At 58.7% G+C, this 11,801-nt stretch carries 22 protein-coding genes; 11 read left to right on the forward strand and 11 right to left on the reverse strand.

Features of this window, described 5'->3' with window-relative positions:
• The first annotated feature begins 22 nt into the window (after positions 1–22).
• On the forward strand, positions 23–862 hold the full coding sequence (locus EXZ48_RS12230) for a DNA-processing protein DprA (RefSeq protein WP_245462020.1): 840 nt from the start codon (positions 23–25) through the stop codon (positions 860–862).
• A complete protein-coding gene (locus EXZ48_RS12235) occupies positions 843–1,523 on the forward strand; it encodes a ComF family protein (RefSeq protein ID WP_130516169.1) in 681 nt (226 codons plus the stop codon). The genes EXZ48_RS12230 and EXZ48_RS12235 overlap by 20 nt, the downstream gene beginning before the upstream one ends.
• Positions 1,524–1,748: 225 nt before the next feature.
• On the opposite strand, the gene EXZ48_RS12245 is transcribed toward EXZ48_RS12235, so the two are convergent.
• Positions 1,749–1,964, reverse strand: a complete 216-nt coding sequence (locus EXZ48_RS12245; RefSeq protein ID WP_130516172.1) for a hypothetical protein — start codon at positions 1,962–1,964, stop codon at positions 1,749–1,751.
• A 456-nt stretch (positions 1,965–2,420) separates the two neighbouring features.
• A complete protein-coding gene (locus tag EXZ48_RS12250) occupies positions 2,421–2,897 on the reverse strand; it encodes a hypothetical protein (protein ID WP_130516174.1) in 477 nt (158 codons plus the stop codon).
• A gap of 41 nt (positions 2,898–2,938) precedes the next feature.
• Between EXZ48_RS12250 and EXZ48_RS35920 the strand changes: the two genes are divergently transcribed.
• A complete protein-coding gene (locus tag EXZ48_RS35920) occupies positions 2,939–3,121 on the forward strand; it encodes a hypothetical protein (protein ID WP_165909338.1) in 183 nt (60 codons plus the stop codon).
• 5 nt (positions 3,122–3,126) lie between these two features.
• Here the strand turns inward: EXZ48_RS35920 and EXZ48_RS12260 are convergent, their stop codons facing one another.
• From EXZ48_RS12260 to EXZ48_RS12275, 4 genes are all read right to left on the reverse strand, one after another.
• On the reverse strand, positions 3,127–3,417 hold the full coding sequence (locus EXZ48_RS12260; RefSeq protein WP_130516178.1) for a hypothetical protein: 291 nt from the start codon (positions 3,415–3,417) through the stop codon (positions 3,127–3,129).
• A complete protein-coding gene (locus EXZ48_RS12265) occupies positions 3,414–3,734 on the reverse strand; it encodes a hypothetical protein (protein ID WP_130516180.1) in 321 nt (106 codons plus the stop codon). The genes EXZ48_RS12260 and EXZ48_RS12265 overlap by 4 nt, the downstream gene beginning before the upstream one ends.
• Positions 3,731–4,150: a hypothetical protein gene (locus EXZ48_RS12270; RefSeq protein WP_130516182.1), complete on the reverse strand. Its 420-nt coding sequence runs from the start codon at positions 4,148–4,150 to the stop codon at positions 3,731–3,733. Before EXZ48_RS12270 ends, EXZ48_RS12265 begins: the two co-directional genes overlap by 4 nt.
• Before the next feature lie 65 nt (positions 4,151–4,215).
• Complete coding sequence (locus EXZ48_RS12275) at positions 4,216–4,398, reverse strand: hypothetical protein (protein WP_371687652.1); 183 nt, start codon at positions 4,396–4,398, stop codon at positions 4,216–4,218.
• A 40-nt stretch (positions 4,399–4,438) separates the two neighbouring features.
• Between EXZ48_RS12275 and EXZ48_RS12280 the strand changes: the two genes are divergently transcribed.
• The 8 genes from EXZ48_RS12280 to EXZ48_RS35925 all read left to right on the forward strand — a co-directional run bounded on the left by EXZ48_RS12280 (position 4,439) and on the right by EXZ48_RS35925 (position 9,043).
• Positions 4,439–4,861, forward strand: a complete 423-nt coding sequence (locus tag EXZ48_RS12280; protein ID WP_165909339.1) for an Arc family DNA-binding protein — start codon at positions 4,439–4,441, stop codon at positions 4,859–4,861.
• A complete protein-coding gene (locus EXZ48_RS12285; RefSeq protein WP_130516188.1) occupies positions 4,862–6,055 on the forward strand; it encodes a site-specific integrase in 1,194 nt (397 codons plus the stop codon). It abuts the gene before it with no gap.
• 483 nt (positions 6,056–6,538) lie between these two features.
• Positions 6,539–6,736: a hypothetical protein gene (locus EXZ48_RS12290; protein WP_050747039.1), complete on the forward strand. Its 198-nt coding sequence runs from the start codon at positions 6,539–6,541 to the stop codon at positions 6,734–6,736.
• Between the two features lie 332 nt (positions 6,737–7,068).
• Positions 7,069–7,407, forward strand: coding sequence for a hypothetical protein (locus tag EXZ48_RS12295; RefSeq protein WP_050747041.1), 339 nt, complete (start codon positions 7,069–7,071; stop codon positions 7,405–7,407).
• Positions 7,408–7,411: 4 nt separating this feature from the next.
• Positions 7,412–7,630: a hypothetical protein gene (locus EXZ48_RS12300; protein ID WP_024270650.1), complete on the forward strand. Its 219-nt coding sequence runs from the start codon at positions 7,412–7,414 to the stop codon at positions 7,628–7,630.
• 37 nt (positions 7,631–7,667) lie between these two features.
• Positions 7,668–7,919 (forward strand): hypothetical protein, encoded by a 252-nt coding sequence (locus tag EXZ48_RS12305; protein WP_050747042.1) that lies wholly within the window; start codon positions 7,668–7,670, stop codon positions 7,917–7,919.
• A 108-nt stretch (positions 7,920–8,027) separates the two neighbouring features.
• Positions 8,028–8,696, forward strand: coding sequence for an SOS response-associated peptidase (locus tag EXZ48_RS12310; RefSeq protein WP_130516189.1), 669 nt, complete (start codon positions 8,028–8,030; stop codon positions 8,694–8,696).
• 98 nt (positions 8,697–8,794) lie between these two features.
• A complete protein-coding gene (locus EXZ48_RS35925; protein ID WP_130516192.1) occupies positions 8,795–9,043 on the forward strand; it encodes a DUF982 domain-containing protein in 249 nt (82 codons plus the stop codon).
• An 87-nt stretch (positions 9,044–9,130) separates the two neighbouring features.
• On the opposite strand, the gene EXZ48_RS35790 is transcribed toward EXZ48_RS35925, so the two are convergent.
• From EXZ48_RS35790 to EXZ48_RS12340, 5 genes are all read right to left on the reverse strand, one after another.
• A complete protein-coding gene (locus tag EXZ48_RS35790) occupies positions 9,131–9,868 on the reverse strand; it encodes a hypothetical protein (protein WP_130516193.1) in 738 nt (245 codons plus the stop codon).
• Between the two features lie 106 nt (positions 9,869–9,974).
• The gene (locus tag EXZ48_RS12325) at positions 9,975–10,298 is read right to left on the reverse strand and encodes a hypothetical protein (RefSeq protein ID WP_130516240.1); all 324 of its coding nucleotides are present in this window, start codon (positions 10,296–10,298) and stop codon (positions 9,975–9,977) included.
• Positions 10,295–10,678 carry a hypothetical protein gene (locus tag EXZ48_RS12330; RefSeq protein WP_130516195.1) on the reverse strand — a complete coding sequence of 128 codons (384 nt, stop codon included), beginning with the start codon at positions 10,676–10,678 and terminating at the stop codon, positions 10,295–10,297. Before EXZ48_RS12330 ends, EXZ48_RS12325 begins: the two co-directional genes overlap by 4 nt.
• Positions 10,675–10,866, reverse strand: coding sequence for a hypothetical protein (locus EXZ48_RS12335; RefSeq protein WP_130516196.1), 192 nt, complete (start codon positions 10,864–10,866; stop codon positions 10,675–10,677). The genes EXZ48_RS12330 and EXZ48_RS12335 overlap by 4 nt, the downstream gene beginning before the upstream one ends.
• 2 nt (positions 10,867–10,868) lie before the next feature.
• The gene (locus tag EXZ48_RS12340; protein WP_130516198.1) at positions 10,869–11,687 is read right to left on the reverse strand and encodes a glycoside hydrolase family 19 protein; all 819 of its coding nucleotides are present in this window, start codon (positions 11,685–11,687) and stop codon (positions 10,869–10,871) included.
• Positions 11,688–11,801: the final 114 nt, after the last annotated feature.

Here is an 11,801-nt window from a genome sequence, read left to right on the forward strand (position 1 = left end):
TAACCGCTACTGCAGTCTTTTCATGAAGACCCGTTTTCTCCTCTTTCAAGACATAGTCGTTGTTATTTCGAATCGGCATTGCTTGAGGTACTGTGTGATGGTGGTTGCTAGAGCTGAAAAGACAGTCCGGGCTGCTGAGCGGAGTGGGCGATATCGTCCGCCCGAGCACGTCCGCACGTTCACGCTCCAGGAACTTCTGCACAGGTTCGATCGCGCGCATTCTGTAACAGGACAAATGGACCTTCTGCGGGCATTCGCTGACAGGGATGTCTTCCTGTACTGCGCTGGAAACGTTGACCTGCTACGCGCACCGACTGTCTCAGTGGTCGGCACCCGTCAAATTAGCCCCGATGGCATAAGGCGCGCTACGAAGCTTGCCAGGCAGTTGGCGGAGGCCGGCATCCTCGTCATGAGTGGACTAGCCAAGGGCGTCGACACCATCGCACACACTGCCGCAATAGATGTCGGCGGACATACAGCGGCGGTAATCGGCACACCGATTGATCGGGTTTACCCCGCAGAGAACAGCGAGCTCCAAAGTTTGATCTATGGGCAGCACTTGCTCGTGACACCCTTCAACATTGGTGAGCAGGTCTACAGGTCAAACTTTCCGCTTCGGAACAAGGTGATGGCGTTGTTGAGCGATGCGACCGTCATCATCGAAGCGTCTGACACCTCCGGGACGCTGCACCAAGCTGCTGAGTGCCAGCGGAGCAATCGTTGGTTGTTTATCCTCCGATCGGTAGTGGAGGACCCAACTTTGACGTGGCCGGCGCGCTTTATCGACCATCCGAAAACGCGTGTGGTTACGACGATTGAAGACATATTATCCGCGGTGACCCATGGCCGAAATCAGCGTTGATTGCTTTGTCCGTTACAACCCAAATCGCGACGTGAAATGGAGCCAAGATGAATGGGCTGCAGTTCACATTAAGAGGGTCGTCAAAGGCGAGCAGCTCCACGGCAAGTTCAGTTTCCCGCTAAACGGTGTCTCCACAGAGTTCGACCGGAACAAGTTGCCGATGTTCGGGAATGCACTGGGTAAGGTCTTCGCGCAAAAAATCGAAGCAGAACATGGCGGTGGGGTACTCATCGTGCCGGTGCCGAACGGCAACGCCTGCGTTGAATACAATGAGGACTTTCAAACCTATAGAATCGCCAGAAAGATAGAACAACACAGTAATGGTGCTATTGCTTTAGATATGCTGCGTTGGCGAGAGAAGATGGGCAAGGCTCATCTTGGGGGCCGGCGGCGCGACGTCTGGCAACATAAGCAAGATCTCGTGATTGCCAAAAAAACCACTCGGCCCATTGTACTGTTCGATGACGTGGTAACCACGGGAGCGCAACTTGCTGCGGCACGTGATGTTTTGACCGCTGATGGATATGAAGTCGTTGGCCATTACGCCATTCTTGACGTGATTGACAAAGACGCGAGAGGTGACGCGCTTGGCTGGCGAACAGTCACTCGACATCCACAGGACACAGCCGACTTATTCAATGCTATTGAGCCATGGGTATAGCAGGAGCATGTCATGCATCTCCGTGCCTAGCCGCGCCAATTACATTCTCCTCCACCCATTCCCGATACCGAGCAAGAGCCGGCGCTAAGTCCTCTCCCGTCGATCGCCTATAGGCTTCCTGGGTGGGTGGATGGGTGAAGGCCCAGCCAAGGGCCTCCATGTGTGCAGCGGAAGGGGCAAGGGTATGGCCGTCATGACCATACCTTTCCGTCGTGGCGGACTGAGTCATAGATCTTCCTCGGTGTCGCCAAGATCGTTGATAACCAGCCGGCCCCCATCATCCCGATACGGCGTGAATTGCTGGCTAAGAGCAAGTTTGTGGTGGGCGAGCATCTCTTCGTAGTGCCGAATTTGATCAAGCGTTCCTTGGGTCGGATTCGGCCGAAGCAGGGCCTCCTCTAGCCGCTTAGTAAGCCGTTCGATTTCGCTGTGATGGATCATGCCGAACTTCCCTCACGCGCGGGCGCGCGCGCAGCGTCATACTCCGTAGTTCCATGGGCTCCGCCCAAACCCGCAAGGAGCTTCGCCCCTTGACCCATTGCACTGGCTTCGCCAGCGCCGTCACCATGCGGCGGCGTCTGCAATCGTCTGACCACCGGTAAGGAAATCACCGTCGAGTCAGGTTCTTGCTTATGAGAACGGGGGCTCTCGCAATAGGCGAACCCGATCTTGATCACCCGAACCAGATCGTCCGCCGCCTTATCAGCACGGTCGGGCCCGATGAAAGGTTCAAGGCGTTTGCGTGTCTGTGCGCGTATGCTGTTGAGCCTGCCCGATCGCTTAGCGGTTTCGAGGTTCACGATTGAGCGAGCGACGGCGATTGTGGCACCGTGCGAACGGTGCAAGGGGAAGGGCAGAACCTCTGCCGGCTGCCTCCAGTCGAGGAGAGACAATTGCTCAGACATCGCGGCGTTCTCCTATATCAACCCCCTCCACGTATCCCCCATCCGTGGAGGGACAAAAACCGGCCGACTCCGGGGGGATACGTGGAGGGACAAAAACCGGTGCTGGAAGAGATGGTTTCAGCACTCTTGTCCTTCCCTGCCGGCCGAGAATTGCGTCGTGTTCAGCGATCAGAAAACCGAGCCTCTTCAACCGTTGAACGTCTCTTTCAGTGCTGGAAAGAGACCGTCCACTCCGCGCAGATAGCGCGCGATCAGAGAGAGTGATCGAACCGTCCCGCCGCGAAATATGCGAGGCGATCGTGTCCAGCGTGACAGAGGACAGCCTCAGCGCGACCAATGCGGCCTTCGCCTCGGCCTGCCAGTCCTCAACGTACTCGTTTGCGATGCTAACCTTGGAGGGCCAGCGGAACGGCACAATCTCCACAGGCGGGAAGCTGCGCCTTTGGCCCGTGAAGTGGAAATCGCTCACGCTGAGCGATTCATGAGCATGCTTTCGCTGGGGCGTCATCCATGGGCCTTTCGATAAACGCGCATACGGTCGGCCCACGCGATCGCCTCGCACGCCTCGACGGCGGAGAGGCCGAACCGCTCTTTCAGCGCCGGCACTACTGGGTGGGGAGGCTCGCCGAGATCCGCGAGCCAGATGGCGGCCTGTTCGACCGCGGCGGAGTGTTCATGCTCGGGAGGGGTTAGCGTCATCAGCCGTCCCACCCGTCGATATTATCGCCGAGAAGCTGTGCAGCCTCCTCAGGGACATGCATGCGCAGGCCCATGGGGTTTGACCAGCCAAGGCTGCGCTCGGAATCCTCGTCCTGTTCAAGATCGTGCTCTACGCCGTTCCGGCCGTAGATTGCAGCACCACCGATTGAAGGCTCATCGTCGCCGCCGTCTTCGAGGTCAGGGTCGGCGTCGAGGAGGTCGAGGAGCGCGATCAGCTCTTCGATCTTGGTTTCCAGGCGGGCGCGGGTTTGCTGGAGGTCAGTTCTCATGCGGCATCCTCCTCTACTTCCTTACGACGGGCCTTCTCGGCGCGAACCGCGGCAAGAAGTGCGTCCCCATCGACGACCGTCTTGACAGCGTTGAGCGCGGCCCCCTGGGTCTCTACCTCGTCGATCACCTCTTCCAATCGATCCTCGATGACGCGGAGCTTGTTGTCGATTTCACCGGAGAGGGCCTGGAGCGCGTCGGTAGCAGTTCGCGTTAAGCCGCTGTCGGTGGCCGCCATGCGCAGCGCCTCGTTCAGGTGCTGTACGATGTGGAGAAGGTCGACGATGTCGCCGATGTTCCGAGAGAGGACATTGGTCATGCCACCATCCCCCTGTCCCACGCGCGAACGCTGGTGAACATGACGGTATGGCCGCCCTTGCTTGCCGGCAGCACCATCGCTTGGAATGCGCCGCCCTGCCATGTGTCGAGAGCTTTCGAAAGCTCCCATGCAAGCCGGTTGATGTGGTCGACAGGATACTCGTCCGGTGCCGGGCCCATCGGGAAGGCGCTGTAGCCGACAAAAGTCTGCTGTGCTGGCGGCATGACGTTGGCTGACCAGTCGGCGCCCGGTATCTGCCCCAGCACCGCAGACAGCTCCCGCGACAAGCGGCGAGCCGCTTCCCATGGGTGTTCGCTCGTGGTATTCGTTACCTCGTTCATTTCCGTATCCTTCTCGGGATTGGTGGAACCATGGCTCGGAGAGGTTGCCGCCTCTGCCGGGCCTTTTGCTTTCATGCCGGAAGCTTCCGACAAGGGGTTGTCATTCGATGACAAGGGCCTGGGTTTTCGCCCCAAGCCGCTCACGCCGCATCCTCCATGAAGAACGCGATGAGCTTGGCGCGGCTGGCGACGTAGCGCTCGCCCACCTGCTTAACCATCGGAAGATGACCGCTCTGGATCATGTGATAGGTCTGGCGTTCGGTGCGGTTTATTACCTTAGCGATTTCCGCCGCGCCCCAGATAAGGTCTATGCTGCCGTCCACTTTGGTCTCCATTTGCTCATGGGTGCGACTTGCACCCACGATGATTGTTTACCACCCGTTAACGATGGGTGCAAGTCGCACCATTGACTTTTTTGATGGCAAGTTGCACTCATTCACCATGAGCGAAAAAGACAAATACCCAAGCGAGTTGGCTGAGCGGTTTCAGATCCGCCTACCTCCCGGCCTTCGCGATCGCATTAAAGCAACAGCGGAAGCGAACGGCCGCAGCATGAACACAGAGATCGTGTCGACGCTGGAGGGAGCTTATCCAGATCCGGCGATCTACCGTGAAGAGCTAAAGTTCTTGGACGAGATAGACGAAATACAAAATCGCCTTGATCGGATCCGTGCTGCTCGACTTGCAGAAGCTTCTCAGAACTTAACTCAGGAGTTCCTCGACGAGAACGCCAAGAAAATCGCTGGCAACAGACCAAAAAGAGGAAAGAAAGAGGACGACGAATAGGTGTCCGTTCGCAAGCGCACATGGACGACTCCTAACGGCGAGGAGAAATCCGCCTGGGTGGTCGACTACTTTGACACTGGCGGGAAGCGCCGTCTCAAGACATTTCGCCTCAAGAAAGAGGCTGACGCCTTCGCGTCTACGGCCTCTGTGGAGGTTCGAGAAGGGACGCACGTCGCCGATTCGGCCAGCGTGACGGTGGAGAAGGCTGCGAAGCTCTGGATCATCTCTGGACAGAATGCCGGCCTCGAGCGATCCACGCTCAATCAGAGAACAAGCCATTTCGAACACCACATCAAGCCGCTTATCGGCGACATGCTGCTTTCTCGTCTGACGGTGCCCACGGTGCGTGAGTTTGAGGACCGGATGCGGAGAGAGGGCCGATCGCCGGCGATGGTCAAGAAAGTGCTGACCTCGCTCGGTTCCATTCTGACGGACGCCAATGAGCGCGGCTTGGCAACCCGAAACCCCGTGCGGGATATCAAGACCAGTCGCAAGGGGCGTGACAGGCGAGCAGAGAGGCGCCAGAAGGGCCGTGTTGAGGTCGGGGTGGACATCCCCACCAAGGAGGAGATCAAGGCGCTAGTGGCGGCCTTGGAGCCAAACTGGCGCCCCCTGTTGATAACTGCCATCTTCACCGGCATGCGCTCGTCCGAGCTGCGCGGATTACGATGGCAGGACGTCGACTTTGATAAGTCGGAAATCCGGGTGAGCCAGAGGATGGATCAGTTCCGAAAGGTTGGTCCGCCGAAGTCGGAAGCCGGCACTCGGACGATCCCGGTTCCGCCTATCGCGATCAATACGCTCAAGGAGCTCAAACTAAAACTCGGCAGTCCCAAGGGGTTGGTGTTTGCCAACCCGGACGGCGAGGCGAGATCCCATACCAACATCGTCAACAAGGGGCTTAAGCCGGCCATGATAAAGGCTGGGGTGATCGTGGAGACGGGTGAGCTCGACTCGGAGGGGAATGCCATCCTGCTGGCCAAATATACCGGCATGCACGCGCTGAGACACTTCTATGCGAGTTGGCTGATAAATCGAAAGGAAGACGGCGGGCTCGGCCTTCCGCCAAAGATGGTCCAGGAACGCCTCGGGCACGCGTCGATCGTTATGACCATGGACGTCTATGGACACCTCTTTCCAAGGGCCGACGACGGCCGCGAGTTGGCCGATGCGGCGAGCGCGCTACTGAGCTGACTGCAACATGCTTGCGACACGGCTCCCATTATTCGAGTATTTTCAGGACTGAAGCGAAGTCTGCAAATCCTTGCACCCGAGTTCGATTCTCGGCGAGGCCTCCACCCCCTTCAAACCATCACCGTAATGGATTGAAAATACGAATGTATTTTCTCGGTGTGGCAATATGGGCTTGAACCGTTCCGCCACACCAGAATCAGGTGTGGCAGCAGGTTCTGGAAATTTTCCCGGCCTCTCCACTCTCGAGCGCTTTCATGCTTCAGCGCCAAAGTTCTTCATCCAGGCGTTCGGTTGGATGGGACAAAAGATATTGCTGGGCGACGACCAGACAAACCACACGCCCCGATGATTCTAGGATTATCTTCACAGCCCGCTTGACTCAAATCCTAGCAGGAACATATTGAGAACAAGCCGGCGATGCGGCCGCTATCTGACAACCAAATCTGATGCCTGCTGTGGCACAAGACACAGGAGAACGACGACGTGCGCCCGCTCGAAAAACAACCTGAAACCTCCAACGAAATCGATGAAGCTCTATCCTGGCACGACGGTGATGCTCGCGCTGCAATAGCAACCCTGCTGGCTGACTGCGCCTACCTGCGCTGGCAGTTGGAGCTTGCCGACCGAGCGATGGGCGCTGGGTTCACACGCGGTTGGCGCCCTCACGCCGAGCGGGAGTAACGACGGCTAAGCCATGCGCCACCGCCGCGGCATTGATATCTCCGCCGGTAACCCAATGGCCCCCGCCACGCTAACCGGCGTGAACGTCTACGTAAACAGCCGCCAGCACTCTGTCGCCCTTCAGGATATTCCGGAATGGTACGAGCTCGGCGCTCGCTGCTCGCGGTGTACGCACGCCGGATACCTTGATCGATGGGATCTGGCGCGCCGCTTTGGCCGGAAGCGCATGATCATCACGCTCGAGCCGAAACTTCGCTGCACTCGATGCGGAAATCGAGAAGCGAACGACTTCGTTCTGGCCAAAATCCACCGAAACACTTGAGGAGAGAACGATGAGCTATCGCAAGGGAGAGCTGACGACCGCGGGCATCAATGAGGGTTGGCCACACCAAATTGCGCGGCTTTCCTCGCTGGGCACCATGAAACAAGCCGACGTTATAGCGGCATTTTGCGCCAATCTCTCGCTGTGCCCGAGAGGCCATACCGTGGTTTGGGAGGGTGAATGGCATCGCGTCTACTGCTTCGCCAAGCGCGAGGACGCCGAGGCTTTCCTTGAGCGATTCGGTGGTGAGTGGTTCGACCCCCGCGATAAGGGTTCCGGGCACTACTGGCACTTCTGGTACAAGGGCCGGGCGGCGGCCAAGGATGCGAAAAAACGGGCGAGGAGATGACGGCATGTCGAGACTCGCCTACACCGACGGCATGGCCGATGACCGTACCGACACCCGACCCCATACGCCCGATGAACACTATTGCGAGCACGCCGGCTGCAATGCTTGGGGCGGGCTCGGCTATTCAGCCGGCACGAACACCGCTCCACGGTGGTGGTGCGCAGCTCACTATCCGTATTGGCCGGACGAGATACGCGCGAAGTTCCAGGCCTTGCCCGCATAACGCGACCGCCCTATCCTCTCTACTGGGAGGATAGCCTATGGCAATCTCTGGTCCAAAGCGCAGCGGTGACTACCCGGACCGCCTCGTCGGCTGTGAGCAAGCGATTGAGGCTGAGTTGCAAGCCCTGATCGCGAGGGCGATGGATGCCGGCTGGGACGAGATGGAGGCCTGCAGCGCAATCTCATCGCTTGCTGATCATCATGTCCTTGGATTGCTGGCCAACGCTGAAACCGACCGGCGGATATCCGCGGCCGATTCAAGCGGCATCTTCCTACGGGCGCAACGCTGATGCGGCTTTTCTTCGGCTACCTCTGGCTGGGCATTCTCCTCCTCTGCGCCATCGCAGGCCTGTTCTCCCCTCTCATCCGGTATTTTTTCGCAAGTTGAGGATGCGCTGATGTGCGGACGCTTTACGCAAATGATGTCGTGGCGCGAGCTCGTTGCTCTCTACCGCCTCACAGACAAATTTCTGATCCGAAACACCGAGGCGCGGTTCAATATCGCCCCCACACAAACCGTACCGTTTATCCGGATGGACGATGAGGGCAACCAGATTGTCGATGACGGCCGGTGGTGGCTCGTGCCTCATTGGGCCAAGGAGATGCCCAAAGCCGCGATGTTCAACGCGAGGATCGAGACCGTTGATACCTCGCCGGCATTTCGGGACGCATTCAAGACGCGGCGGTGCCTCATTCCTGCAGATGGCTTCTATGAGTGGACCAAGGCCGAGGACGGCGGCAAGGATCCGTGGCTTATTCAGATGCCGGGCGAGAGGCCGATCGCCTTCGCCGGCCTGTGGGCTCACAACAGCAAGCTCGACGTCACGAGCTGCACCATCATCACCGCGCCGTCGATAGCGCCCATCAGTCAGATCCACGACAGGATGCCAGTCATCCTTGACCCGGAGGTTTTCGAGGGGTGGCTCAACCCGGCCACTCCGAAGGAAAACCTGAAGGGCATCCTGGCGCACCACCTCGACGGCCAAATGCAGATGCACCGGGTCAGCCGAGACATCAACAGCTCCAGGTTTACGGGACGCCCGGCGCCGATTATAAATTCCCTTTAGGGGAACAACATCTCCGGCTTTGCGTTCCCCAGCACGTTCACTCTATCTTTTCCACCTGCCCCGCTCCGGCGGGGCCATTGTTTTGCGTGGGGGAAAACATGGACAGGGGGGAATGGAGCCTCCCAGTCACCTTCGAAACCGAGAGGCTTGGAGCTTATCTGACGATATCGTCGACGGCGGAGGCGGCGCGGGTGTTGCTCGAGCATTGGCCGTTGGATCGGGGCAAGGCTTTGAAGAGGGCGAAAGCCGCTTGCCTGCTGGTTCTCCAAGGGAAAGCAGATGCCGAGATTGCCCGAGAAGCATTTATGAAAGCTGCCGCGGAGGCTGACGTGTTTGTCAGGCCCTGAAACGAGAAAAGCCCCTCCATCCCCGAAGGGACAGAGGGGCGAAGGCTTCGGCAGCCGAATTTTCACGGATCCTGCCCGAGCTTCGAATTAGAACAGGAAGTCGGAATCAAGAAGAGACGCTTTGTCGAAGTCCTTAATCACAATCTTTACGCCGTTGCCCGGGGTGATATGCACATCTTCGTCCACCTGCTTGACGTGCTTGCTCATAAGGTCCTCGAACCCTTTAAGGCCCTTTAGCCGAGTGAGATCCAAGACATCTTCACCGTTCCCGAAATCAACGACGACATCACTACCCGAGCTCTTGCGGAATAAGAAGACGTCGGCTCCATCACCACCAGTTAGTTTGTCCCGTCCCTTCCCACCATCAATAACGTCGTCCCCACCGCCACCGTCAACAACATCATTGCCGCCCAGGCCAAAGATTTTGTCAGCGCCGTCTCCGCCGAAAATCTTCTCTGCGAACTTGGTACCTGTCGTCGCACCGCCTTCGGCAAGAAGCAGGTCCAGCGCCGATTTAGCATTCCCGGACAAAATTGCGCCGTAAACATCGGTCGCAGATACTGAAAAATCGCTGAGCTCAATCACCTGCCTGCCCTGAAGAACAACCCTGACAGAGGTGATTTCACCCGCGGTCACTCCAGTTATCACGCCCTTCTCATCGGTCGTGTATTCCAAGCCCGTACCGCCGAACTCGATGTAGGTTTTCTTGCTTGAAAAAACAGTCAGATGATCAGCGTCGGCCTCGACCGACTTCACCTTCGAAAATTTGTCGAAGCCCTTTTTCAAGCCGTTCAAGAGAACGAGCTTCGTATTGACAACACCCATGGTAGACTCCACCGCAAAACCTTGCGTGAGGCTACAGCCGCCTGCTTTAACAAGAGCTAACCCAAACGGGATAAATTTAGCGACCGGAAACGAACGTTTTTATCGGCTACCCATTCTCCCCCTTGATGCGGCGAACCACCATCTCGAAGAGCGCGTCTGAAATCCACATCGCCGAAACCCCGATCAAAAATGCCGCGGCATGCTGCGCAGCGATTTCATCGGGCGGAAGCGGCCAATTGACGACGCCGAGATAGTGCACCACCGGAGACGTGAGATATCCGGCCGCGAGCGCGCCGCAGATCGGAGAAGCAACAAGCTCGCGGACCTTGTACGAGCGGCGGGACAGGGCACGCAGGATGCCACCAGACAGGCCGGCGAGTACCACGCTCATCTTGATGCCGAGCGCGTCGAAGATTTCGGGTGGCGTCATTTCGATTTCCACTTCGAAAGAATTTGCTCGCCGGTCTTCGCAAGGAAGAGTGAGCCGATGATCGCGCCGGCCCAGTCGTTCAGCGGGGCCGGCAATGCGGCAATTGTCCAGTCCTGCGGATAGGCGCACTTCGCGCACCACAGGACCGAATAGACGCAGACGGAGCCGAACCAGAGGCCGAGTGGCGCGATGAAGAAGAGCGGGAACCACCAGCCCCGACCGCCGAGGATGGCGGTCTGGGCGGTGATGTAGGTCTCGACGGCGCCCGCCTTGATGCGCTCCCGCTCGGTCTCGTTGTCGAGTTTGTGGTCGACTGTATCGAGGACACGGTCGAGCGTGCCGCTGGTGAGCCAGCCGAAAATCTTGGCGATCAGGCTCATGTGGCCCACCCGAGCCGCTTTGCCGCGGCATAGGCCATTTCGACCCCTGCCCCGAGCGCCAGGCCGACGAGCATGATCAAATCCGGGTCAGCGCCGATCTGGTTGCCGAGGTCAGCATCAAGGTATCCGGCCGTGACGAGAGACGCCGCGAGATAGCGCAGCGCGATACGAGCGATGACGGCGGCCATGGCTATTTTCCTTTCAGGAGCTTGGCGAGGGCGGCGATGAGAGCCGAGAGCCAGTTGCCGGAGGGGACCGGGCCTTGCTCGGTCTTGGCGGGCGCCTCCGTTCCGGCGGCCGGCGCGTCTGCGGCCGGGATATGCCGCGCTGGAGTGCGTTTAGCGCCGGGCAAAGCCGTTTTGATGGCAGATTTGTATCCTGCAGCGACAAGCGCCCGCTCAAAGGCCACGGCATATCCGGCAATCTTCTCGGCCTTGTCCGTGCCGTTGATGATCCGGCGCGCACCGACATAGTCAGCCCGGCCATCGGTCATGTAGTCGGACAGAGACCGGCCGGTGAAGCTGCCGAGTTCCATGCCGACGAAGAGGATCTGGACGGCAGTGGAAAGCTCCAGCGCCTTCGACGGGTCCTTCACGAGATCGACGCCGATCGACAAGCCGAGCTTGGCATAATTGGCCTTGTGCGTGATCTGGACCAGGCCGCGGCCGAACCACGATTTGCCATCGGCATCCTTCCGCCAGTAGGGCGTTCTGACGCTTCCAAGCCTGCCGGCCTTCCATGCCGCATCGAGCCGCCTCATGACGGTGTCGTCGGAAGGATTGCGGTCCTTGCTGCTGGTATAGACCGTCTCCTTGACCGGCTGCATCTGGCCGCCGGTCTCGTGGTAGTCGGTGGCGAGGATATAGGCGGCGTGTTTCAGGGGTGTCCCTCGCCGCTCCGCCTCGTTCAAGACAGCCTCGCAGCCGTCAACCTGACCCTGAGTAAGCGACGTGCCGAAGATGCCGGACGCGCGAGCGCGCGCCGACGCATAGAATGCGCTGCGGTTCATGGTGGTGTCCTTTTGGGAAATAAAAAGCGCCGCCTAACCCGAATAATTCACGAGGGGTTGGCGGATATGGTTCAAACCGTTGAAATGACGTAGGATTTGGTTGCTTACGCCGAT

This window comes from Shinella sp. JR1-6 (assembly GCF_004284735.1).
Taxonomy (GTDB): domain Bacteria; phylum Pseudomonadota; class Alphaproteobacteria; order Rhizobiales; family Rhizobiaceae; genus Shinella.